Source organism: Methylorubrum populi, assembly GCA_036946625.1.
Classification (GTDB): Bacteria; Pseudomonadota; Alphaproteobacteria; order Rhizobiales; family Beijerinckiaceae; genus Methylobacterium; species Methylobacterium populi_C.
Map to the genome: position 1 here is coordinate 168,794 of JAQIIU010000001.1, position 24,503 is coordinate 193,296.

Genomic DNA, 24,503 nt, shown 5'->3' on the forward strand with positions numbered 1-24,503 from the left:
GACGGATTTCGAGCCTTCCATGCCTTCGGCCTCAGAGTGCTGCTTCGAAGGCAACCTGCTGCTGAACTGCCTGAGCCCCGGGGATCGCTCCCTGCTCCTGCCCTTCATGGAGCGGTTCGCGTACCAGCGCGGCGAGACGCTGTTCGCCGCCGGCCGCGAGGTGGACTTCATCAGCTTTCCCCTCGAACAGACCGTGATCACCCTGGTGATCTCGATGATCGACGGACGCAGCGCCGAGACCGCCACGATCGGCCGCGAGGGCGCGGCGGGCGGTGTCGTCAGCAACGGCGGCCTGCCCGCCTCGACGCATGCCCTGATCCAGATCGGCGGCCCGGTCCTGCGGATGGAATCGGTGCGGCTGCAGGAGGCCAAGCGGCAGTCGGAATCCCTGCGCAACCTGTTCACCCGCTACTCCGACTGCCTGCTGGCGCAGGTGCTGCAATCGGTGGCCTGCAACGCCCTGCACCCGATCGAGGAGCGCTGCCTGCGCTGGCTCCTGACCCTGCAGGACCGGCTCGACAGCGACGTGCTGCCGATCACCCAGGAGGCGCTCGCGGCGATGCTCGGCGTGCAGCGCACCTACCTCACCCGCATCCTGCGGATGCTCCAGCAGCAGGGCCTGATCGAGGTCGGGCGCGGGCGCATCACCATCCTCAGCCGGGTGGCGATCGAGGAGGTCGCCTGCGAGTGCCATGCTTGCGTGAAGCGCCATTTCGAGACCGTGCTCGGCGCGGTCTACAGCCCGAGCGGTCGCCTCGTCGCGATCGAGCCGCCGGATTGACGCCGGGCGGCCGTCACCGTGACCCCTCGCCGATCGCCCCCGCACGATGAGACGTGCCTCGCCGAGCGCACGGCCCCCGTCCCGCGGACCGGCCGCGTGCGGAGGCACGGCGTCTCCGCAGGGCGTCTTGTGCGGGACATGTCGGCGATGCACCATCGCGGCAGTCCGGACGATGGACCGCTGCCGGCGGCCTCCGAGGGCCGCCTCGATCATCCGGCTTGCCGGGCCCGTCCATGAGCCGACCGTCCGACGATCGCGCATCGCCCCGTGAGGCCGAGCGGCTGGCCGCCCTGGCCCGCTACGGCCCCTTCGACACGCCGCCTCAAGGCGCACTCGAAGGCGCGTTCGACGATGCCGTGGCGCTGGCCGTGCAGCTCTGCACCGCGCGGCTCGCCTTCGTCGGCCTGGCCGCCGGCGAAGGGCCGTGGATCGAGGCCGGCCTCGGCCGCTCGGTCGCCCGCTCGCTCCGCCGGCACACCCTGGCCGGGCGCGGCGTCCTCGTCATCCCCGATCTCGCCGACGATCCGCGCGCCCGCTCCGACGCGGCGGCGGCGGGCGCGGCGGGGATGCGCTTCTATGCCGGCGCGCCCCTGCTGGCGCCGGAGGGCGTGGCGGTCGGCGCCCTGTGCGTGCTCGACGCCGCGCCCCGGCCGGACGGTCTGAGTCTCGCGCAGGCGGCGGGCCTCGCGGCGCTCGCCCGCACGGTGATGGCGCAGCTCGAACTGCACCGGGGCCTCGCGGCGCGAAGGACCGAGGCCGCGGCGCTGGCCGACGCCGCGCTGCACCTGCGGCTCGCCGTCGAGGCGGCCGGCGTCGGCATCTTCGACTACGACCTCGCGGCGGGCACCCTGACCTGGGACGGACGTACCCGCGCCCTGTTCGGCGTCGGGCCGGACGAGGCCGTCACCTACGAGGGCACTTTCCTGGCGCGCCTCCACCCCGGGGACCGGGCCCGCGCCGACGCCGCCGTGCGGGCGGCCCTGGACCCCGCCGGCTCCGGCCTGTTCGACTGCACCTACCGCACGGTCGCGGGCGACGGCACCCTGCTCGCCTGGGTCGCGGCCCGCGGCACCCTCGTCGTCGAGAACGGCGCCGAGGGCGGCGTCGAAGCGAGGCGGGCGCGCCGCCTCGTCGGCACGGTGCGCGACGTCACCGCCGAGCGGACGGCCCAGGCCGCCGTGGCGGCCACGGAGGAGCGCTACCGCCTCGTCACCCGCGCCACCAACGACGCGATCTGGGACTGGGACCTCACCACCGACCACGTGCTGTGGAACGAGGCCCTGTCCAAGACCTACGGCTGGGCGCCGGAGACGGTCGAGCCGACCGGCCGCTGGTGGCTCGCCCATGTCCATCCGGAGGATCGGGCCCGGATCGAGTCGGATCTCCGCCGCATCATCGACGGCGACGGGCACGACTGGCGCCACGAGTACCGCTTCCGCCGCGCCGACGGCTCCTACGCCGAGGTGCTCGACCGCGGATCGATGGTGCGCGGGCCCGGCGGCGTGCCGCTGCGGATGATCGGCGCCATGCTCGACCTGACCGAGCGCAACCGCGTCGCCGCCCAGCTCCGGACGGTGGTCGAGGGCGCCAATGTCGGCATCGTCCAGATCGATCCGCGCACCCTGGTCGCGCTGGAGGCCAACGCCAAGCTCTGCGCGATCTGGGGCGCCGCGGAGGCCGACATCGTCGGGCACTCCGTCGCCAAGTGGACGCCGGAGGAGGACGCGGCCGAGCGCGACCGGCTGCACCGCCGGCTCGCGGCGGGAGAGATCGTGCGCGAGACCCTGGAGAAGCGCTACCGCCGCAAGGACGGGCGCCTGATCTGGTGCCGGGTCAACCTCGTCTCGCAGGTGCGCGGCGACGCGATCCAGACCACGGCGATGATCGAGGACATCACCGGGGAGAAGCGGGCCGAGGCGTGCCAGAAGGCGCTGATCGAGCTCGGCGACCGGCTGCGCGACGCCGCCGATCCGGCGGAGGTCTCCGCGGTCGCCGCCGCGATCCTGGGGCGGACGCTCGGCCTGTCCCGGGCGGGCTACGCGCCGCTCGGTGCGGGCGCTTCGGACGGCCCGCTCGCGTCGTTTCCGGCCGCGCTGGCACGGCTGGAGCGCGGCGAGATCCTCGCCGTGGCCGACATCGCCGCCGATCCCGGCCTCGCGCCGGACGCGGCGCGCTACGCGGCTTCCGGCACCCGCGCCCTGATCGAGGTGCCGCTGCTGCGGCGGGGCGCGCTGTTCGGCCTCGTCCGCGCCCATGCCGCCGAGACCCGGGCCTGGAGCGCGGGCGAGATCGACTTCGTCCGGGAGGTGGCCGGACGCGTCTCGGCGGCGCTTGCCCGGATCCAGGCGGAGGAGCAGCAGCGCTTCCTCAACCGCGAGCTGAGCCACCGCCTCAAGAACACCCTGACCATGGCCCAGGCCATCGCCTCGCAGACCCTGCGCAACGTCACCGACGCCGCCACGGTCAAGGACGCGCTGCTGGCCCGGCTCGTGGCGCTCGGCAAGGCGCACGACATCCTGCTCTCCGGCGAGGGCGAGGGGGCGGGGCTCGAAGCGGTGATCGCGGGGGCGCTCGCGCTCCACGACGACGGCGAGCCCGACCGCATCCGCCTGTCCGGCCCGCCGATCGAGGTGGGGCCGAAGGCCGCCCTGTCGCTGGCGCTGATGATCCACGAGCTGGCCACCAACGCCGCCAAGTACGGCGCCTTCTCGGTGCCGGGCGGGCGCGTCGGCGTGGACTGGACGGTGTCGCGGGCGAGCGGGCCGGTCGCGGAGCCGGTGGTGACGATGGTCTGGGCCGAGAGCGGCGGCCCCCCCGTCGTGGCGCCGTCGCGAAAGGGCTTCGGGTCGCGCCTGATCGAGCGCGGGCTCTCCGGCGCGGTCGGCGGCGAGACGCGCACGACCTACGCGCCCGCGGGCGTCACCTGCCGGATCACGGCCCCGCTCGCGGGCCTTCGCGAGAGGGAGTGATGCGCTCCCCGCCTCGATCGCGGCGAAAGCTGCGATCACCGGCCTTCCGCAGGGGCGGCCGGATGCCGGCGAAAAGCGTGCGGGCGAAAAGAGTGGGGGGGCGGGGGCAACGAACCGGCGTTTCGCCGCTTGACGGGGGGAGGCCGCCCGAGGAACGCCATGGATCAGCCCGCGCCCCCCGATCCGCGCAGCGACGCGCGGCCCGATCGACGCTCCGATGAACGCCTTCTGGCCCTGGTCGTCGAGAGCGAGACGGTGCTGCGCATCGAGACGGCGGATCTGCTGGCCGAGGCGGGTTTCGAGGTGCTGGAAGCCTGGAGCGCACCGACCGCGATCCGCCAGATCGAGCGCTACGGTGATATCCGCCTCGTGGTCGTCGACGCCGACCTGCCGGAGGGCCGGTTCGCCCTGGCCCGGGATGTCGCCGCGGGCTGGCCGGACCGGGCCGTCGTCGTCCTCTCGGCCGGCCCCCCGCCCGCCCCCGGCGAGCTTCCCGACGGGGTCCGCTTCGGGCCGAAGCCCCTCACCGCGGCCCTCGCGCGCGCGGCACGGGAGCGGCTGGCGGGGTGAGGCAGGCCTATTCGGCCGGCACGGCCTCGCCCTTCCCGCGCCCTTCGGTCCCCTTGCAGCTTGGTATACGGCGACAACACCGCCGTGCTGAAAGGGCTCAAGCCCGGCACGCTGGTGGTGACCGACCATCTCCAGAGCCTGCGCCAGAACCTCAAGGTCGAGCCGCGGGTCGGCGACGAGGTCAGCGCCGTGCGCGACACCCCCGCCCAGGGCGAGGCGCGGCATCGAAACCCTGTTCGACCACGGCGATCCCATACGCCGCCCTCATCCCGAGGTGCCCGCGCCAGCGGGCTGTGACGGATCCTCCGGATGCCGCACGATCCCTGGAACACCCTTGGAGGCCGCTCACGCGGCACCTTGCATGAAGGGGGTGAACGGGATGTTCCCGGTCGAACAGGCACGGAGGGGCGCGGCGCCGGGCGTCATGGATTGGCGGCCGGTACTTCGCGCGGATGGTGCCGCGAACCATAATCCGCCAAAATCCTCGCGCAGGTCCCGCTATGCACCTATACCGAACGTCGTTACCCTGCATGCCCGGCTCTTGGCCGGCTTGAAGCTTCGGTGACGTGGAAAACTGTTTTCGAAAAGACAACCGGTCCACCCAAGATGGTCGAAGCCAAGTATCTCGACGGATCGGCCCTCTACGGCGACGACCTCGCGCCGGGCGAGATCGCGCGATGGTACGCGCAGGAGGAGCAGGGCTTCTACCGGCTCGCGACCGAGGTCTACAAACTCGAAGCCTCCGGCGCGTACAGCTACGAGTACGACGCCCTGAACGCCTTCCACGGCTTCGACCGGCTGCGGGGCCGCCGCTTCGGCACCTGCGTCGCCCTGGGCTGCGCCGCGGGCGACGACGTGGCGCCGCTGGCCGACCGGGTGAACCGCTTCATCGGGATCGAGCCCGCCGAGGAATGGTGGACCGATCGGATCGGCGGCCGGCCGGCGCGCTTCATCAAGCCGCTTCCCTCCGGCGACATCCCGCTGCCCGATGCCGACGCCGACCTGTTCGTGAGCCTCGGCGTGCTCCACCACATCCCCAACGTCTCGCACGTGCTGGCCGAGGCGCACCGCATCCTGCGGCCGGGCGGGCTCATCGTCTTCCGCGAGCCCATCACCTCCATGGGCGACTGGACGAAGGCGCGCTACGGCCTGACGCAGAACGAGCGCGGCCTGCCGCTGCCGTGGCTGCACGGCCGGCTCGACCGGATCGGCTTCGACATCGTGCGCGAGGCGCCCTGCATGACCAACGCGCTGGCCAAGATCGCGGGCAGGATCCTCCCGGGCCATCTCTACGCCCGCCGCGGCTACGTCGCCCTCGACGCGGCTCTGAGCCGGTTGCTCGCCTTCAACATCAGCTATCACCGCACGGCGTTCCTGAAGCGGATCGCCCCCTCGAACGTCTTCATGATCGCGGCCAAGCGCTGAAGCCCGCGCGGGCGAGGCGCCCCTCCCCCTCCCCCTCCCCCTGGCCGGCTCCCTTTTCCCTCAGGCCGCCCGCACCTGCGCCAGGAAGCCGCCGACCTCCCTGCGCAGGGACGCGGCCTGCCGCGCGAGGTCGCTCGCCGCGCCGAGCACCTGGCCCGATCCGGTGCTGGCGTCGTCGGCGGTGCGGGCCACGCCCGCCACGTCGTCCGAGGCGCGTCGCGTCCCTTGCGAGGTCTCGACCGTGGTGCGGGCGATCTCGGCGGTCGCCGCGCCCTGCTGCTCGACCGCGGCGGCGATGTCGCTCGAGATCCGCGACAGGTCGCGGATGGTGCGGGCGATGCCGGTGATGCCCGTGACCGAGGCGCCGGTGGCGGTCTCGATCTCCGCCATCCGCCCGGCGATCTCGTCGGTGGCGCGGGCGGTCTGGGCGGCCAGCCCCTTCACCTCCGCCGCGACCACGGCGAAGCCGCGCCCGGCCTCGCCCGCGCGCGCCGCCTCGATGGTGGCGTTCAGCGCCAGCAGGTTGGTCTGGCCGGCGATCTCCGAGATCAGCCCGACGATCTGGGCGATGCCGTTCGCGGCCGCCGCGAGGCGCTCGACCTCGGCCGCGGTGCGGGCGGCCTCCTCCTCGGCGGCGCTCGCCGCGACCGCCGAGTGGCCGACCTGGGCGGAGATCTCGCGGATCGAGGCCGACAGTTCCTCCGTGGCGGCGGCGATGCCGTCGGAGGAGCGCGCGGCCTGCGCCGAGGCCTGCGCGGCGGAGGCGCCGAGCGACGAGGTCTCGCCGGCCGCCGCGCTCATCGCGCGGGCGGCGGCCTCCAGTTGCTGCGCGGCCGCCGAGACGCCCTCGACGATGCCGCCGACCCGGGCCTCGAAGCCATCGGCCACCGCCATCATCGCCGCGTGGCGGCGGGCGGCCTCCTCCTCGGCGCCGCGCTCCTGGGCCGCGCGGATACGGGCCCGCTCGGCCACGCTGTCGCGGAAGGCCAGCGCCGCGGCGGCGATCGCCCGCAGCTCGTCCGGCCCCTTCACCGGGATCTCGACCTCGGTTTCCCCGCGCCCGATCGCGGTGAGCGCCCGGGCCATCCGGCTCAAGGGGTGGGCGATGGCCGAGCCGAGCCCGAAGGCCAGCGCCACCGAGAGCAGCAGGGTGGCGAACGCCGCCCCGGCCCACAGCGTGACGGCGCGCTCGGCTCCCGTGCGGGCCTCCGCCGCCGCCCGCCCCAGCCCGGCGGTGAGCCGGTCCTCGACGCTCTTCAGCCCGTCGATCCGCTGCGTGGCGAGGCGGAACCAGCCCTTGGCGTCGGTGAAGGCGGGCACTTGGCCGGGCAGCGTGTCGAGGGCGAGGCCGCGGATCCGCGCCACCTCGCGGGCGGCCTCCGAGCCGTTCGCGGCCTCGAAGGCGGCCACGTCCTCCGCCGGGCTCGCCGCCCGGAACAGTCCCTCGAAGGTCGCCTGATCCGCCGCGAGGGCGGTGAGCCGGCGCAGGCCGGGCCCGTCGAGGCTGGCCGCGGCGAACACGGCGGAGGCCGCCGCCCGCTCCTGGCCGGCGAATTCCTTCAGCGCGAGGAAGGCGGACAGGGCGGAGACGCGGGCGCCGATGGCGGGGTCGGCGGCGACCTGCGCCACCTCGCGCACGGTCCCGAGGGCGCCCGCGATGACGCCCGAATAGAAGGCGAGGTTGGCCGGCACCGCCGGTTCCAGACGGTCGACCGCGCCCCGGTGGCGGTCGATTCCGGCCAGACTCGCGCGCAGGGCTGCGGCCTTGCGCGAAGAGTCCGATCCCGCTTGCAGCCCGGCGGCCTCCAGATCCGCGACCAGGGCGGTCCGCGCGGCATCCGTCAGCTTGCGCTGCGCGGCGAGTTCCGGAGCGAACTGGGTGCCCTTCGAGCCGAGATAGAGGCTCGAAGCGCCGCGCTCCTTCTGCGCTTCGTGCACGAAGGCACCGATCCGCACCGACAGGCCGACCAGCTCCTCCATCCGCGCCATCGCCCGGCCCTGCCCCGCCCGCTCCGCGACCGCCACCCCCGCGACGACGCCGAAGGCGAGGCAGGGGATCAGCGCCACCGCGACGATGCGGGCACGCAGGGAAGAGGGCAGCGCGGTGGAGAGGGCAGACGAGGAAACACGCGAACGCATGACGGCACGATCCGGCTAGAAAGCGTCCCGGACCGTGCGACGGTCACGTAAAGTAAAGATTTCACGGGCGTGCAACTGCTTAAAGTTTACGCGATCGCACCATCATTTCACCATCGGCGACGCTGCCCGAGGCAGCGTCAGCCCCCATTCAACGCGGAGAGTTCGTCGATGCCGCCGCCGTCGCGGTAGGCCGCCCTGCCGGTGCGGTGACGCCGGGCCTATCACGGCGGCACCGCCATGCAGGCGCGCCTCGCCGTGGCCGGTTTCCTCTGCGTCGCGCCGGCGTGGTGGCTCACCGAGCGGGCCGGCTTCCTCGCCGGCGGGCTCGTGCTCCTGGCGAACTGGACCCTGCACGCTGATCGTGATCATGCCGCTCAACCATCGGCTCGAAGCGATCGCGCCCGCCGCGGCGGGCCCGGAGGTCCGCACCCTGGTCGAACGCTGGGGCCGCCTGCATGCGGGCCGCTTCGGGCCTCGGTGCGCTCGCGACGCTGATCCTGATCCGGGCGCTCGCCGCATCCGCAACGACTCGAACGTTCAATGCCGGCATTGCCGTCGTACCTGTTCCGTTCTAGTGGTTTCGGGCCGCCCGGAGCCCATCTTCCGTCCCCGGAACCTGTTCTTCGCGCGCGGCACGCCCGTTGCCCGCCCGAACGGATTCGAGGGCGCCACAACCGGGTCGCCCGGATCGCCGCAGAGAACTCTTCGTCCATGGCCACAGCCAAAGCCCGCAAAGCAGAGACCGCGGCCAAGGCCGAAGAACGGACCGACGCGCGGCTCTCCGCCCTGTTCGACGCCGCCGGCCCGGGGCCTCGCGACACGCGCGTCATCGCCGTGCGCGGCGCCCGCGAGCACAATCTCAAGAACGTCGACCTGACGATCCCCCGCGACAAGTTCGTGGTGTTCACCGGCCTGTCGGGCTCGGGCAAATCGTCGCTCGCCTTCGACACGATCTACGCGGAAGGCCAGCGCCGCTACGTCGAATCGCTCTCGGCCTATGCCCGCCAGTTCCTGGAGATGATGTCGAAGCCCGACGTCGATCAGATCGACGGGCTCTCGCCGGCGATCTCGATCGAGCAGAAGACCACCTCGAAGAACCCGCGCTCCACCGTCGGCACCGTCACCGAGATCTACGACTACATGCGCCTGCTCTGGGCGCGGGTCGGCATCCCCTATTCGCCCGCCACCGGCGAGCCGATCGAGAGCCAGACCGTCTCGCAGATGGTCGACCGGGTGCTGGAACTCCCGGAGAAGACCCGGCTCTACCTGCTCGCGCCGGTGGTGCGCGGCCGCAAGGGTGAATATCGAAAAGAAATCGCCGAGTTCCAGAAGAAAGGCTTCCAACGCCTTCGCATCGACGGCGCGTACCACCCGATCGACGACGTGCCGAAGCTCGACAAGAAGCTCAAGCACGACATCGACGTGGTGGTGGACCGCATCGTCGTGCGCGACGACATCGCCTCGCGGCTGGCCGATTCCTTCGAGACCGCGCTCGATCTCGCCGACGGCATCGCCGACATGGAGTTCGCGGACACTCCCCCGGAGGGGCAGACTCCCAAAAAAATCACGTTCTCGTCGCGCTTCGCCTGCCCGGTCTCCGGCTTCACCATCCCCGAGATCGAGCCGCGCCTGTTCTCGTTCAACAATCCGTTCGGCGCCTGCCCGACCTGCGGCGGCATCGGCCACGAGATGCGGATCGATCCCGAACTGGTGATCTCCGATCCCGCGCTGACGCTGAAGCGCGGCGCGGTGGCGCCCTGGGCGAAGTCGACCTCGCCCTATTACGACCAGACGCTGGACGCGCTCAGCCGTCATTTCGGCTTCAAGACGAGTGTGGCGTGGTCGGCGCTGCCGGCGCAGGCCCGCGACGTGATCCTGTTCGGGACGGGCAAGGAATCGGTGCGCTTCGACTACAACGACGGCCTGCGCTCCTACTCGGTCAACAAGCCGTTCGAGGGCGTGATCCCGAACCTGGAGCGGCGCTACAAGGAGACCGAGAGCGACGCGAGCCGGGAGGAGATCGGCCGTTTCATGAGTGCCACCCCTTGCGCCGCCTGCGGCGGCAAAAGGCTCAAGCCCGAGGCGCTCGCGGTCAAGATCGCCGCCCAAGACATCGGCGACGTCACCGCGCTCTCCGTGCGCGAGGCGCATCGCTGGTTCTCCGAAATCTCGGAAAAGCTCACGGACAAGCAGAACGAGATCGCGGTTCGAATCCTGAAGGAAATCCGCGACCGGCTGACCTTCCTCGTCGATGTCGGCCTCGAATACCTGACGCTCGCCCGCGGCTCGGGCTCGCTCTCGGGCGGCGAGAGCCAGCGCATCCGGCTCGCCTCGCAGATCGGCTCGGGGCTGACGGGCGTGCTCTACGTGCTCGACGAGCCGTCGATCGGCCTGCACCAGCGCGACAACGAGCGCCTGCTCGGCACCCTCAAGCGCCTGCGGGACCTGGGCAACTCGGTGATCGTGGTCGAGCACGACGAAGACGCGATCCTCCAGGCCGACTACGTGGTCGATGTCGGGCCGGGCGCGGGCATCCACGGCGGCGAGATCGTCGCGCAGGGAACCCCGGAAGAGCTCCTGAAGGACCCGGCCTCGCTCACCGCGAAGTACCTCACCGGCGAACTCGCGGTGCGCACGCCCAAGGCCCGGCGCAAGCCCGGCCGGGGCATGCTCGGCGTGGTCGGCGCACGCGGCAACAACCTCAAGGAGGTCACCGCACGGATTCCGCTCGGCACCTTCACCTGCATCACCGGCGTTTCCGGCGGCGGCAAGTCGACGCTCGTCATCGACACGCTCTACAAGGCGGCGGCCAAGCGCCTCAACGGCGCGCTGGAGCACCCTGCCCCGTTCGAGCGGATCGAGGGGCTGGAGCATCTCGACAAGGTCATCGACATCGACCAGTCGCCGATCGGCCGCACGCCGCGCTCGAACCCGGCGACCTACACGGGCGCCTTCACCCCGATCCGCGACTGGTTCGCCGGCCTGCCCGAGGCCAAGGCGCGGGGCTACCAGGCCGGGCGCTTCTCCTTCAACGTGAAGGGCGGGCGCTGCGAGGCCTGCTCGGGCGACGGCGTCATCAAGATCGAGATGCACTTCCTGCCCGACGTCTACGTCACCTGCGACGTGTGCAAGGGCAAGCGCTACGACCGCGAGACGCTGGAGGTGCGCTACCGCAACAAGTCCATCGCCGACGTGCTCGACATGACGGTGGAGGAGGCGGCCGACCTGTTCAAGGCGGTTCCGTCCATCCGCGAGAAGATGGAGACGCTGGCCCGCGTCGGCCTGCACTACGTCCGCGTCGGCCAGCAGGCGACCACGCTCTCCGGCGGCGAGGCGCAGCGGGTGAAGCTGTCCAAGGAGTTGTCGAAGCGGGCCACCGGCCGCACCCTCTACATCCTCGACGAGCCGACCACCGGCCTGCACTTCCACGACGTGGCCAAGCTGATGGAGGTGCTGCACGAACTCGTCGACCAGGGCAACACGGTCGTGGTGATCGAGCACAACCTGGAGGTCATCAAGACCGCCGACTGGGTGATCGACATGGGCCCCGAGGGCGGCGACGGCGGCGGCACCGTGGTGGCGCAGGGCACGCCCGAAGAGATCGCCGCGAGCACGGCGAGCCATACCGGCCGCTTCCTGCGCGACGTGCTCGCCCGCCGCCCCACCGGGCAGACACCGGCCAAGGCGGCGAAAACCCCTGCCAAGCCTTCTGCCAAGCCTTCTGCCAAGACGGCAGCGAACAAGACGGCCGCCGGCCGGGGGCGTCAGGCGGCCGAGTAGGGCACCGGCTCCGGGGATCGGCGAGACCGACACAACCCATGTCGGCCGGATTCCCGGCCCCCGGACGATTCCGGTCGGGCCCCGATTCGGGGCGCCGGACCGTTCGTCCGCCGCGCGGCGACGGGGCATGACTCCTGACAGGCCGGCGATGAAACTCCGGTTGCCCGCTCGCGCTTGCGCAATTGCCCTGTCAGTCTTTGCCGAAGAATCCTGTTCGGCAGCAGAAGCCAATGGCTTGATGGCAATGTCCTATTTCGCTGGAATGGCGTCAGAAGAACGGAGGTGGATCAGGCTAAAGCACGTTAAGAGGCCGTTAAGGGCTTGGTTGCTTCGCAGCAAAAATGCGTCTTTTGCGCAACGGTGTGATCCGAACTGCCGAGATTGCAGGCAATCCCCTGTCTTTCGCGGTCGGCCTGTAGAATAGTTCCCGACGTCGAGACTTGAGGTGCGGCCGTAGGGGGCATCGGCCCGGCCAGCCCGCTCTGGGAGCGAGGCAGGCGTGAGGGAGATGCAGGGGCTACGGGGCGGACGCCTGAAATCCTTGGGAAGGAACGAGAAAATGATGAAGAACTGGCTCGCCGCGGGCGCGATCGCGCTCACGGCCGGAATGACGACGACCGTCGCCCAGGCCCAGACGACCACGATTCCCGGTGAGCAGGTCGGTCTCGCCACCGGCGCCCCGCTTCCCGAGGGCGTGTATGCCATCAACACCTTCACCTACCGCAGCCAGGACAATGCGGCGATCGACACCGCCGTCAACATCCCGGTGCTCGTGTGGGCGACCCCGTTCGTGCCGATGGGCGGCCGCCTCGAGCTGCTCGTCGCTCCGCCGACCGTGTTCACCTTCAGCCGTGTCGCGGGCGGCCGTGACACCTCGATCAACGTCGGCACCTTCGTCGGCGCGATCTGGGCGTTCGACCTCGGCGGCAACATCGGCGTCAGCCTGCTCGGCGGTTCGTACCTCAACGAGCTCAACGCCGGCCGCGGCGCCGGCCTGAACCTCCTGGCCTCCAACACCTACCGTGTCGGCGGCGCCGTCAGCTACACCGGCGACGGCTGGAACCTGACCGCCAACCTGACCTACAACTTCTACGACTCGCCCAGCCGCTTCGACGGCCGCAACGGCATCCCCGGCTTCTTCGGTCCGGTGCAGATCTCGGACGCGTTCAACCTCGACCTGACCGCGACCAAGAAGTTCGGCAAGTTCGAGATCGGTGCGATCGGCTACGGTACGGTCAACCTCGACCCGAACCTGCTCGCCTTCGTGAACGACCCGACCAGCCGCATCGGCCGCGGTGGCCGGTTCGCCCTCGGCGGCCTCATCGGCTACGACTTCGGACCGTTCACCGTCCAGGCCTACGTCGCCCGCGACGTCGTGACCTCGGCCGGTCTGTCGGAGAGCACCGACGGCTGGTTCCGCATCATCGCCCCGCTCTACACCCCGGCCGCCCCGGCGCCGGCGCCGACCCCGCTGGTCCGCAAGTACTGATCGGGCCGATCGGAACGGGGGGCGCCGCCGGCACCCCCGGCCACCAGGGTTACGAAGCCGTCCGGCCGCGAGGCCGGGCGGCTTCGTCCGTCGCGTTCACGGAACTCGGACCGACGATACGCAACCGTACGACGGAAGCCCTCCGCATGTCCCCTCCCCACAAGGGGGGAGGAGAGGCGCCTCGGCTCGCCCACGCAGGGTTTCGACCCCCTCATACCAACCGGCGCTGATCCCGACGCATCGCCGGTTGCCCGCGCGAAGGCGTGGCGGTGGGCGTCCACCGGATGCAGGGAAGCCGACCATCGGTCGGCGTCGAGGCAGCCTGGTATCATGTGAATCCAGGAGCCCCGGTCGGGCCCGTCCGCGGCCCGCCGACTGAACCAGCGGCGCGCGGCCCGCCGCCGGAGGCGATGCACGGGCACCGCACGCGATTGCGGTCCGAGGCCGCGGGCCTCGTCCCCGCTCCATGGGGGTGGGACGGGTGTCGGGGGAAACCGCGCCGCCTATCTGAGGGAGGCACCGTCGGTGAAATCCGGGCCTCCCCAGCCGCAAGCCTTCTCGAAAGGCCGGTCCACGCGCGGTGATGGCAGGCGGGGCGCAGGGAATATTTCGAAACGATGTCCGCGCACGGCGAATTCAGGATCCCGGCCGCCCTGCAACCGAAGGCCGGCGACTACGCCTACGATCTGGAACGGGCGCTGACCTCGGTCGTCTCCCTCTCCACCCGGGTGCCGGCCGAGGCCTTCACCGCCGAGACGCTCGGCACCGAGCGGGCGGGCAACGGCGTGGTGATCCGCGAGGACGGGCTGGTGCTCACCATCGGCTACCTCGTGCTGGAGGCCGAGAGCGTCTGGCTCACCACCCATGACGGACGCTTCGTGCCGGCCCACGTCGTCGGCTACGACGGGGAGACCGGCTTCGGCCTGGTCCAGGCGCTCGGCCGCCTCGACCTGCCGGCTCTGAGGCTCGGGCGCTCGGCCGCGCTGAAGGTCGGCGAGCGGGCGGTGATCGCCGGGGCGGGCGGGCGCTCGCACAGCCTCTCGGTCGAACTCGTCGCCCGCCAGGAATTCGCCGGCTACTGGGAATACGTCCTCGACGAGGCCCTGTTCACCGCGCCCTCGCATCCGCACTGGGGCGGCACCGCCCTGATCGGGTCCGACGGCGCGCTCGTCGGCATCGGCTCGCTGCAGCTCCAGCAGGGCGGCTCGGGGGCGGGCCGGGCGATCAACATGGTCGTGCCGATCGATCTCCTGCCGCCGATCCTGCCCGATCTGGAAAGCCGCGGCCGGGCCGACCGCCCGCCCCGCCCCTGGCTCGGCCTCTACGCCACCGAGGCCGAGGACGGCGTCGTGGTGATGGGGCTCGCCGACCGGGGCCCGGCGGAGGCCGCCGACCTGCGCGCGGGCGACGTGCTGACCGAGGTGGCGGGCGAGCCGGTAGCCGACCTCGCCGGTTTCTTCCGCCAGGTCTGGGCGCTGGGCGAGGCGGGCGTGCGCGTGCCGCTCACGGTCAACCGGGACGGACGCCTGACCCGGCTCGCCCTGACCTCGGTCGACCGCGACCGCTTCCTGATGGGGCCGAAGCTGCATTGACCGCCGGCCGCACCGCGCCGCTCCGGCGTCAGCGGCGGGATGCCGCGCTCGCGCAGGGCGCGTTGCACGGCCAGGCCGGCGATGAGGACTCGGCCGGCCTGTTCCTTGTCCATGGGCGACGCCTCGTATCCTGAAAGGGGTTCTCCGCCGGAAGGGCCGGCGTCGAATCGCCCGCCCAGGGCAATCGCTTGAAAGCGATTGCCCTGGCTTTTGCCGGCCTCAGTCGCCAGCGCCCGCCTCCGCGGGCTCAGGTTTTCGCTCCGCTCGATGCTTCTCAGGACCATGGTCCTGAGAAGCCCGCTCCGCGCGGTGCTCTTCGCGCCGCGAAGCCGCTCATGCGGCTTCGAGCGATTACCCTGATCGCCCGCATTGATCGTAGGCCGGGGCGGTTCTATCCCGTCGCGATGACGAACCCGATCCACATCGTCGGCGGCGGCCTCGCCGGCTCCGAGGCCGCCTGGCAGATCGCGCAGGGCGGCCGCCCGGTCGTGCTGCACGAGATGCGCCCCCGGCGCGGCACCGACGCCCACCGGACCGACGGGCTGGCGGAACTCGTCTGCTCGAACTCGTTCCGCTCGGACGATGCCGACGGCAACGCCGTCGGCCTGCTGCATCAGGAGATGCGCAGCCTCGGCTCGCTGATCATGCGCGCGGCCGACGCGAATCAGGTGCCCGCGGGCGGCGCGCTCGCCGTCGACCGCGAGGGTTTTTCGCAGGCCGTCACCGCGGCGCTCGCAGCGCACCCCGACGTCACGATCGTGCGCGAGGAGGTCGCCGGCCTGCCGCCCGAGGCATGGGGCTCGACCATCCTCGCCACCGGCCCCCTCACCTCCCCGGCGCTCGCCGAGGCCGTCGGCGCGCTGACGGGCCGGGATTCGCTCGCCTTCTTCGACGCCATCGCCCCGATCGTCCACCGCGACTCGATCGACATGGGGCGTGCGTGGTTCCAGTCCCGCTACGACAAGGCGGGCCCCGGCGGCACGGGGGCGGACTACCTCAACTGCCCGATGGACCGGGAGCAGTACGAGGCCTTCGTCGCGGCCCTGATCGCGGGCGAGAAGACGGTGTTCAAGGAGTGGGAGGCCTCGACCCCCTATTTCGACGGCTGCCTGCCGATCGAGGTGATGGCCGAGCGCGGACCCGAGACCCTGCGCCACGGGCCGATGAAGCCGGTCGGGCTCACCAACCCGCACGACCCGACCGTCAAGGCCTACGCCATCGTGCAGTTGCGCCAGGACAACGCGCTCGGCACCCTGTTCAACATGGTGGGCTTCCAGACCAAGCTGCGCCACGCCGAGCAGGTGCGCATCTTCCGCACGATCCCCGGACTGGAGAACGCCGCGTTCGCCCGGCTCGGCGGCCTGCACCGCAACACCTATCTCGACAGCCCGCGCCTGCTCGACGCCACCCTGCGCCTGAGGGCGCGGCCGTCCCTGCGCTTCGCCGGCCAGATCACCGGCTGCGAGGGCTATGTCGAGAGCGCCGCGGTCGGGCTGATGGCCGGGCGCTACGCGCTGGCCGAGGCCGGGGGACGCGCACTCGAACCCCTGCCCCCAACCACGGCGCTCGGGGCGCTGATCGGTCACATCACCGGTGGCCACATCACCGGTGGCCATGTCGAGGCGAGCGAGGATGCGCGCGCCAGCGTGCCCCGTTCGTTCCAGCCGATGAACGTGAATTTCGGGCTGTTCCCGCCGCTGGAGCGGATGCCGCGCAACGAGACCGGCCGGCGCCTGCGCGGCCCCGAGAAGGCGGCCCTGAAGAAGCGGGCGCTGACCGACCGGGCCCGGGCCGACCTCGCCGCCTGGATCGCGGGTGAGGGTCTTTCGAACGCAGCGGCGGAATAGAGCGGCTTCGCCGGTTTCAGGGCTCCGCCCCGAACCCCGCCAAAGGGCCGCACGGCCCCTTGGAAACCCGAGACTCAGAAAGCCGAGGGCTTCGACCACACCGTGTGGTTGACCTGATCGATATAGGACAGGACGATCCGCACCACCTTGGTCGAGACCGCGCCGCCCTGATAATCCGGTACGGCGCCGGCGAAGCGGCGGCCCTCTCCGATGCCGTCGCGCACGGCGCGCACCGCCTCGACGAGCGAGGCCTTGCCCAGCGGCGCCACGATCAGCGTGCCGGCATCCATGCCCTCGGGCCGCTCGTGCGCATCGCGGAACGTGACCGCCGGCAGGTCGAGGAGGGCCGCCTCCTCGGCGATGGTGCCGCTGTCGGACAGGACGCAATGGGCGCTCGTCTGAAGCTTCACGTAGTCGATGAAGCCGAAGGGCGGCAGGAAGCGCACGCTCGAAGGCAGGGCGATGTCGCCCACCGCCTCCAGCCGGGCGCGGGTGCGCGGATGGGTCGAGACGACGATGGGCAGGCCGAAGGCGGCGTGCAGGCGGCCCAGCTCTTCCAGGAAGACCCGCAGCCGGGCCGGCGAATCGACGTTCTCCTCCCGGTGGGCGGAGACGATGAAGAACCGGTCCGGTTCGAGCCCGAGCCGGGCCAGCACGTCGGAGGCCTCGATCTTCGGGCGGAACGCGGCCAGCACCTCCTCCATGTGCGAGCCGACCTTGAAGATGCGCTGCCCCGGCAGTCCCTCCGCCAGCAGGTAGCGGCGGGCGTGCTCGGTCAGCACGAGGTTCACGTCGCTGAGGTGGTCGATCACCTTGCGGTTGATCTCCTCCGGCACCCGCTGGTCGAAGCAGCGGTTGCCCGCCTCCATGTGGAAGACCGGGATCTTGCGCCGCTTGGCCGGGATCACGGCGAGGCCCGAATTGGTGTCGCCGTAGATCATGACCGCGTCGGGCCGCTCCTGTTCGAGGACGGCGTCGGCGCGCTCGATCACCCGGGCGATCGTCGCGGCCGCGTTCGGCCCGGCCGCTTCGAGGAAGTGGTCGGGCCGGCGGATGCCGAGGTCGTCGAAGAAGACCTGATTCAGCTCGTAGTCGTAGTTCTGGCCCGTGTGGACGAGCACGTGGTTCGTCAGCCGATCCAGCCGGCGGATCACCAGCGACATCTTGACGAGTTCGGGCCGCGTTCCGACCAGGGTGAGGATCTTGCGCAAGGGGTTCCCCGGGGCGGATGTTACGACGCGGCCCGCGCCCGCGGGGCGGGCTTCAAGGCCTGCTGGATGTAGTCGAGCCTCAGCAGCAGATCGATGATCTGCTGCTGGTTCATCCGTTGCGTGTTGTGCGAGGTGTAGTCGTCGGCGGCCGAGATCGCCGTCTCGCCGGAGGTGAAGAACTTCGAGTAGTTCAGGTCGCGGTCGTCGGCCGGGATGCGGTAGAAGCCGTCCATGTCCTCGGCCCGGGCCATCTCCTCGCGGGAGACCAGGGACTCGTACAGTTTCTCGCCGTGGCGCGTGCCGATGATCCGGATCCGGCTCTTCGCCTCGAAGATCGTGCGCAGGGCCTCGGCGAGATCCTGCACCGTGCAGGCGGGCGCCTTCTGCACGAAGATGTCGCCCTGGCGCCCGCGCTGGTAGGCGAACAGCACGAGATCGACCGAGTCCTCCAGCGACATCAGGAAGCGGGTCATCGCCGGGTCGGTGATGGTGATGTCGCGCCCTTCCTTGATCTGGTTGACGAAGAGCGGGATCACCGAGCCGCGCGAGGCCATGACGTTGCCGTAGCGCGTGGCGCACAGGATCGTGTCGTCCTTGGCCAGCATGCGCGACTTGGCGATCGTCAGCTTCTCCATCATCGCCTTGGACAGGCCCATGGCGTTGATCGGGTAGACCGCCTTGTCGGTCGAGAGCACGACCATCCGTTCGACGCCGGCGGCGACCGCCGCGTTCAGCGCGTTCTCGGCACCGAGGATGTTCGTGCGCACCGCCTCCATGGGGTAGAACTCGCAGGACGGAACCTGCTTCAGCGCGGCGGCGTGGAAGATGTAGTCGACGCCCTTCACGGCCTGCGCGATCGAGTTGTACTCGCGCACGTCGCCGATGAAGAAGCGGATGCGCGGATCGCGCAGCAGGATGCGCATGTCCTCCTGCTTCTTCTCGTCCCGGCTGAAGACGCGGATCTGGCCGATATCCGTGGCGAGGAAGCGCTGGATGACGGCGTTGCCGAACGAACCGGTGCCGCCGGTGATGAGGAGTGTCTTGCCGGAGAACATCAGCGGACTCGTGAGAAGGATTCTTCGTCGAAGCGACGCATGCTGCGGATCAGGTCCGGCCAGGCGGGCGGCGCGTAGCCGGTGGCCGCCCGGAACCGGTCCGAGTTGAGGGAGCGGTCGATCGCCACCGCATCGTCGGGCTCGATCTCGGTCGCGACGCCGTAGACTTGCCCGACGAGGCCGAGCAGGTCGAACTTGCTGATCGGGTCGACGCTGACGTGATAGACGCCGCGTAAGGAAGGGGCCGGCAGCACGTGATCGGCGATCACCCGCACCAGTTCGTCCGTGGTGAGGCCGGAGAAGATCGCCCGCCGGTAGCCGCGCACGCGCCCGCTCTGGGCGAGGAACCACTCGACGAGGCCGTTGCGGCTGCCGGCCTCACGGCCGATGATCGAGGTGCGCAGGGTCACGGCGTTGGGGTAATCGACCTCGCCCAGCAGCTTCGAGCGTCCGTAGAGATCCTCCGCGTCCGGCGCGTCGCTCTCGCGGTAACCGCCCTTGCGGCCGGTGAAGACGCAATCGGTGCTGACATGGACGAGGCGCGCGCCGACGAGGTCGGCGAGCCGCGCCAGCCGATGCGGCAGGATGGCGTTGATGGGAAGCGCGACGAGGGGATCCTCGGCGGAGGCGAGCTGCTTGACGATCCCGACGCAGTTCAGGACCACGGCGGGCCGCACCTCGCGCAGGAAGCCGGCGAGCGCGTCCGGGTTGTCGGCATCGACGCCGAGCACGAGGTTTCGCGCCAGATCCGCCGGAAAGATCCGCTTGGCCGCCGCGGATCGCGCCGAGCCGTGGACGTCACCGGGAAACCGGTCGGAGAGGGCGCGGAAGGCGGCGCTTCCCAGCATGCCGGAAGCGCCCAGGACTGCGATTTTCAATGGTTCATCCTCTGCCGGCGGAGGGCCGCTTCAAGCGGCGCGGAATGCGCCGGATTCCGGCGCGGCGGCGATGGTCATCGAAGGGCGGCTGCGGAAGTCACGAAGCCACGCTGCGAGCAGGCCGTGTCCCGCGTCCCAGCCAAGCTCCGGCGAGCGCCCGTCGAGGTAGTCGAGGGCGCAGGCGATCGCGAGATGTCCGAGATCGACGGGCGCCCGCATCCAGTCCGGTTCCGCCTCCAGCCGGTCGAGGATGGCCGCGATCGCCGCCTCCTGCCGGGCGACGACCCGGGCGATCCGCTCGCCTTCGGGGCCGAGCCGCTCGACGAAGCGGCGGATGACCGCCTCGGCCAGTGCGTCCCCGAGCGCCTCGCGCCGGAGCGTGTCCCAGCGGCCGGCATCGGCCGGCACCAGCCGGTGTCCGGCGAGCTCGTCGAGATAGCGGGCGATGACGGGCGAATCGAACAGGGCCGTCCCGTCGTCGAGCAGGAGCGTCGGAACCTTGCAGGCCGGATTGTCGCGACGCAGGGCCGTATCGGTCCAAGGGTCGACCCGCACGAGGCCGACGCGCGCTTCGAGGCCGAGCTCGGCGATTGTCGCCAGGATCTTTCGCGAGAAAGGAGACCGTGGCGCATAGAAAAGACGCATGGTCGCGTATCCAGCTTCACTTCGTCGACCACATTTCTACCTGGTTCGGCATGGATTCGATGCATGGCGATGAAGATTTCTAAATGAGAAAGATTTATCAATCTCTTGAGGCTATCTTCTGAGATTTCCATGCCGCGTTCCTCAGCTCTCGATGGTGTTCGCCGAGGGAATCTCCGGTGCGGCAGCGATTTCGGATTCTCCGGTGGAAGATCGCTTGCAGGATCGCGTGGTTTCAGGGCGCGGACGGGCGAAACCTTCACGAATCTGCCGCGCCCCGAACGGCTGCGATCGTATAAATCTTAGCGGAATGAGATGGAAGATCAATTTAAAGCAGAAATATCTTTAGGATTGTCATCTCAACTTAGAGTAATTCGATGCAGATCTGCGACTTGCGCTGAAATTCACCCGATCGCAGGCTTTGTTTCGCTGTGCGGGCGCTGGATCTGCCCTCGTGAATGATCTAGGGAGGCGCGCAAGGATGCGGGGTGCATAAACCCTCGGAGCTGCAAGGGCGCATCATGCATCGGGGAATGCTGGGGAATGGATGCGGTGGGCAACCAAGGTGTCGAAAGCCGCGACCGGGCAGTACGACTTGCTTGGCAGGCAGAAGTCGTATCGATTGCAGTGCAACATCTCGGCATCGATCTCCTTGAGCGTGATGGGTCTCATCACGATCGTGAGGATCTGCATGTATGGCTGTCCCGCACGTTCGATCGCAGCCTGATTGCCGCTTCGGGACTCTTCGATCCTGATTTTTACCTGTCCGTGAACGCGGATGTCGCGCAGGCGAAGGTCGATCCTCTTGAGCATTACCTGCAATACGGAGCTGCCGAGGGGCGGCGGCCAAGTGCTGCGTTCGACGGCGCTCTCTACGTCAGCGCCCACGCTGATCTGAGGCAGTCCGACCTCAACCCTCTCGTTCACTACCTCAAGTACGGACTCGGGGAGGGCCGCCTGGCGGGCGTGCCCCGCATCCTTCCGACGCCCGTTAGGGCGGCTGCCGGATCCGGCACGGTGGGCGGCCTCTTCCACCTTCCTGTACATCGGCCGGAACAGAGCCCCTACGTGGCCGTGCTGGAGCAGCATCTCGCTTTGGAGACGCAGGCGCAGGCCCGCGAGGTCGAGGCGGAGGGTTTGCGAGCCCAGATCCGATTGCGGGACGAGGAAACTCGCGCACAAGCCGAGGAACTCGCTGCGGCCCGATCGGCAGCGCAAGGGCGGAAAACGGAAGGCCAAGCTGCTGTGCAGGTGGCGGTGATCCCTCCGGATCCGCCCTTGTCCGATCCCGAACCGGATGCCCTGCTGCCTGGTCTCCCGGTCCGGATCGACAAGGACGCGCCCCGCCCACCCAGGCGCGCCGACCTGGACGGCGAGTTCTGCCTCGTCAAGGCCTTCGGCTCATCGCAGATCTTCCTGTTGAGCGGCCGGTATCCGAGCGTCGTCCGGTATCCAATGCCGCCGCCCGATGGAATTCGGGATCTCGGCTTCGAGTCGGACGCTGTGAGCGAGATTCCGGCCCCCTTTCTCGATACGATTCCCTTCGGAGCGCCGCGCTTGAAAGCGAGGGGCGAGCCGCATATCGTGTTGATCTGTAGCGCATTCGCGTTCGGCCGTGCCGGCCAGACGATCGTTCTCGACGCTCTGGCAGGTGGCTCGAGCCGGACGACGCTGGTCTCGCTTCGCGAAGGGCCCGGGCTGGCGGCTTTCGAAGGCCGTTTCGAAGGCCCGATCGTTCTGCCTGAAACCGAGCCGTTCTACGCGCAGCACGGCCCTAAGGACTGGGCCGCGAACTCGATCGATGGGAATGCCGGTCTCATGAATCGCTTCGGCGGTATGTTGAGATCGCTTGAGGCTCGTGTCGAGGTTCTCACGGAAAGGCTGAGGGATTCGAACGTATCGGCCGTCGTGGCATGCAGCGGCGATCACCCGGACCTACCCCTCGGAGCTGCGTTGGCGCGTCGGCTCGGCGTTCCATTCTGCGCCTATCTGTTCGACGATCCGGTCTTCCAATGGCAGGACGGCCGGTTCGACAGCCCCCATGCGCGCTTGATGGAGCGGCAGTGGATCACCGAGGCCTCTGCCATCCTGACACCAAACGAGGAGCTTGGTCGGACGGTGCGGATACGGAACGAAGATCTCGAGATTCGGTATCCGTTGATCGTGCGTAACCCCATTGGGCACAACATTTCGATTCAATCGGAAGCGCGGCCGCCGAAAGCTGTGGGTGAGCCATGGATCATTGCCTATACCGGCTCGGTATACCACGCTCAAGCTGATGCCTTCCGCAATTTACTTGAAGTCCTTGAACAAATCGACGAGCCGTGGGAGATCCACATAGCATCGGAGCAGGACGCGGAGCGGATCAGGCGTGAGGGCATCGGCAGTCCTGCTATCCGCCTGCTCGGCAGCCTGACCCGTGAGGAAGCCGTATCGCTGCAGCGGCGGGCTGACGTCCTCTTCCTTCCGCTTGCCTTCGAAGCGATCCCGGATGTGATCCGTACGTCTGCTCCGCTCAAGACCGGCGAGTACCTCGCGTCGGGGCGGCCAATCTTGGTGCATGCGCCGCAGGATGCGTGGTTGAGCCGCTTCTTCCGCGAACGCGGTTGCGGGGTTGTGGTCGATCAGCCGAAGACCGAGCCACTCAAAGCCGCCCTGAGCCGGCTGAGACACGATCAGAACCTGCGCCAGGAGCTGCTCCGAGCGCAGGTGAAGAGCGCGCAGGAGTTCAGGCTGGACATGGCGCAGCGCGCTTTCCGGGCAGCGATTGCGAACGTGGTAGCAGAGGGCATTCGATGAAAGGCCCTTTGGTCGGCGAGGATCATCGCCCCCCTCGCATCCTGTTTGTCGCCATGCAGTCAAGCCCTCATACGGCCCGCTGGATCGAGATGATCGCCGACCAAGGGTGGGATCTTCACCTCTTTCCGATCAATGGTGTCGCACCCTGCGACAGCCTGTGCGGCGTTACCCTGCATCAACCACAGATCGCCGCACCACGCCCCGAGGAGCAGATCGATCTTCCGCCTCCGCCCTTCGCACGCGATCGGTCGCCGGGGCTGAGGATCCGTCCGTTCCCACTCCGGTTGCAGGACATCGGCGGGATCGAGGGGCTCCGCACGGGGCAGGTCAGCCTTGGACCTTCGGGGCGGACCGCGCCGGTCAAACAAGGTCCGGCGGCGCTGGCAGCCGTCATCGCCGAATTGAAGCCGGACATCATCCATTCCCTCGAGTTCCAGCATGCAGGCTATCTGGTGCTGCAGGCCCGCGCCCTGTTCGGCGAGCCTTTCCCGACCTGGATCGCGACGAATTGGGGCAGCGACATTTTTCATTTCGGTCACCATGCCGGACACAAGGTTCAAATCCGGCAGATGCTGGAGCAGGTCGATTTCTACTCCTGCGAATGTCATCGCGACATCCTGCTCGCCCGCGATTTCGGTTACCGAGGGCCTGTCCTGACCGTTCTGCCCAATACGGGTGGGTTCGACCTGAACCACTTGGAGGGATTACGGTCCGGCATTCCCGCCTCGCAGCGCAGGCGCATCATGGTGAAGGGCTATCAGCATTTCGCCGGGCGCGCGCTCACGACGTTCGACGCCCTGGAGGGGATTGCTTCCGCCCTGAGGGGGTACGAGATCGTGCTCTATTCGATCAGCCACGAGCCGCTCCAGAGGGCTCAGTCCCTGATCGCCCGGGGTATTCTCGACATCCGCATCGTGGGCGCCGCGACGCATGACGCGATGCTGCGCTACTTCGGCTCGTCGCGCCTCTACGTGGGTACCAGCATCTCTGATGCAATCAGCACTTCCGTGCTGGAGGCGATGGCGATGGGCGCATTTCCGATTCAAACGAACACGTCCTGTTGCGACGAGTGGTTCGACGACGGAGTGGGCGGCTTCATCACCACCCCGAACGACGTCGCTCTCATCCAGAGACGGATCCTGACGGCGCTGCACGACGATGAACTCGTCGACAATGCCCAGCGGATCAACGCGGTGACCGTTCGCGAGCGTCTGGACCGCCGCCGCCTCGCACCTCGATGCGTGGGCTTCTACGAGCCGGCCATCGCGCAGTCACAGCAGGCGGCCCGTGCGCGCCCTTCAGCCGCTCTCTCGTGACCGTTGTAGG

The 24,503-nt window shown here is 69.6% G+C and carries 17 protein-coding genes; 12 read left to right on the plus strand and 5 right to left on the minus strand.

Translation table 11 applies throughout. The features are described from left to right. The first annotated feature begins 19 nt into the window (after window positions 1-19). The 5 genes from PGN25_00830 to PGN25_00850 all read left to right on the plus strand — a co-directional run bounded on the left by PGN25_00830 (window position 20) and on the right by PGN25_00850 (window position 5,745). A complete protein-coding gene (locus PGN25_00830; GenBank protein ID MEH3116194.1) occupies window positions 20-781 on the plus strand; it encodes a Crp/Fnr family transcriptional regulator in 762 nt (253 codons plus the stop codon). Window positions 782-1,014: 233 nt separating this feature from the next. Next, a complete protein-coding gene (locus PGN25_00835) occupies window positions 1,015-3,750 on the plus strand; it encodes a PAS domain S-box protein (GenBank protein ID MEH3116195.1) in 2,736 nt (911 codons plus the stop codon). A 159-nt stretch (window positions 3,751-3,909) separates the two neighbouring features. Beyond that, window positions 3,910-4,320, plus strand: a complete 411-nt coding sequence (locus PGN25_00840) for a response regulator (GenBank protein ID MEH3116196.1) — start codon at window positions 3,910-3,912, stop codon at window positions 4,318-4,320. 84 nt (window positions 4,321-4,404) lie between these two features. Continuing rightward, window positions 4,405-4,617 (plus strand): hypothetical protein, encoded by a 213-nt coding sequence (locus PGN25_00845; GenBank protein ID MEH3116197.1) that lies wholly within the window; start codon window positions 4,405-4,407, stop codon window positions 4,615-4,617. 309 nt (window positions 4,618-4,926) lie between these two features. Then, on the plus strand, window positions 4,927-5,745 hold the full coding sequence (locus PGN25_00850; protein MEH3116198.1) for a class I SAM-dependent methyltransferase: 819 nt from the start codon (window positions 4,927-4,929) through the stop codon (window positions 5,743-5,745). 60 nt (window positions 5,746-5,805) lie between these two features. Here the strand turns inward: PGN25_00850 and PGN25_00855 are convergent, their stop codons facing one another. Beyond that, a complete protein-coding gene (locus PGN25_00855; protein MEH3116199.1) occupies window positions 5,806-7,884 on the minus strand; it encodes a nitrate- and nitrite sensing domain-containing protein in 2,079 nt (692 codons plus the stop codon). Window positions 7,885-8,251: 367 nt separating this feature from the next. Here PGN25_00855 and PGN25_00860 point away from each other — a divergent pair, with 367 nt between their 5' ends. From PGN25_00860 to trmFO, 5 genes are all read left to right on the plus strand, one after another. Next, window positions 8,252-8,761, plus strand: a complete 510-nt coding sequence (locus PGN25_00860) for a hypothetical protein (GenBank protein MEH3116200.1) — start codon at window positions 8,252-8,254, stop codon at window positions 8,759-8,761. Next, window positions 8,671-11,664, plus strand: coding sequence for an excinuclease ABC subunit UvrA (gene uvrA / locus PGN25_00865; protein ID MEH3116201.1), 2,994 nt, complete (start codon window positions 8,671-8,673; stop codon window positions 11,662-11,664). The genes PGN25_00860 and uvrA overlap by 91 nt, the downstream gene beginning before the upstream one ends. Before the next feature lie 559 nt (window positions 11,665-12,223). Continuing rightward, window positions 12,224-13,153, plus strand: coding sequence for a transporter (locus PGN25_00870; GenBank protein ID MEH3116202.1), 930 nt, complete (start codon window positions 12,224-12,226; stop codon window positions 13,151-13,153). A gap of 617 nt (window positions 13,154-13,770) precedes the next feature. Beyond that, window positions 13,771-14,745: a S1C family serine protease gene (locus PGN25_00875; GenBank protein ID MEH3116203.1), complete on the plus strand. Its 975-nt coding sequence runs from the start codon at window positions 13,771-13,773 to the stop codon at window positions 14,743-14,745. A 404-nt stretch (window positions 14,746-15,149) separates the two neighbouring features. Continuing rightward, window positions 15,150-16,592 carry a methylenetetrahydrofolate--tRNA-(uracil(54)-C(5))-methyltransferase (FADH(2)-oxidizing) TrmFO gene (gene trmFO, locus PGN25_00880; protein MEH3116204.1) on the plus strand — a complete coding sequence of 481 codons (1,443 nt, stop codon included), beginning with the start codon at window positions 15,150-15,152 and terminating at the stop codon, window positions 16,590-16,592. A 74-nt stretch (window positions 16,593-16,666) separates the two neighbouring features. Here trmFO and wecB read toward each other — a convergent pair whose 3' ends face one another. The 4 genes from wecB to PGN25_00900 are packed head-to-tail and all read right to left on the minus strand — an operon-like array spanning window position 16,667 to window position 20,381. After that, window positions 16,667-17,803 carry a UDP-N-acetylglucosamine 2-epimerase (non-hydrolyzing) gene (gene wecB / locus PGN25_00885; protein MEH3116205.1) on the minus strand — a complete coding sequence of 379 codons (1,137 nt, stop codon included), beginning with the start codon at window positions 17,801-17,803 and terminating at the stop codon, window positions 16,667-16,669. Window positions 17,804-17,823: 20 nt separating this feature from the next. Beyond that, window positions 17,824-18,858, minus strand: coding sequence for a polysaccharide biosynthesis protein (locus PGN25_00890; protein ID MEH3116206.1), 1,035 nt, complete (start codon window positions 18,856-18,858; stop codon window positions 17,824-17,826). Then, window positions 18,858-19,736 (minus strand): SDR family oxidoreductase, encoded by an 879-nt coding sequence (locus PGN25_00895; GenBank protein MEH3116207.1) that lies wholly within the window; start codon window positions 19,734-19,736, stop codon window positions 18,858-18,860. Before PGN25_00895 ends, PGN25_00890 begins: the two co-directional genes overlap by 1 nt. 30 nt (window positions 19,737-19,766) lie before the next feature. After that, entirely contained in the window at window positions 19,767-20,381 is a 615-nt protein-coding gene (locus PGN25_00900; protein ID MEH3116208.1) for a glutathione S-transferase N-terminal domain-containing protein, read from the minus strand. A 540-nt stretch (window positions 20,382-20,921) separates the two neighbouring features. On the opposite strand from PGN25_00900, the gene PGN25_00905 reads away from it, so the two are divergent. Continuing rightward, entirely contained in the window at window positions 20,922-23,177 is a 2,256-nt protein-coding gene (locus PGN25_00905; protein MEH3116209.1) for a glycosyltransferase, read from the plus strand. Further along, window positions 23,174-24,493 (plus strand): glycosyltransferase, encoded by a 1,320-nt coding sequence (locus tag PGN25_00910; protein MEH3116210.1) that lies wholly within the window; start codon window positions 23,174-23,176, stop codon window positions 24,491-24,493. Before PGN25_00905 ends, PGN25_00910 begins: the two co-directional genes overlap by 4 nt. Window positions 24,494-24,503 lie beyond the last annotated feature (10 nt).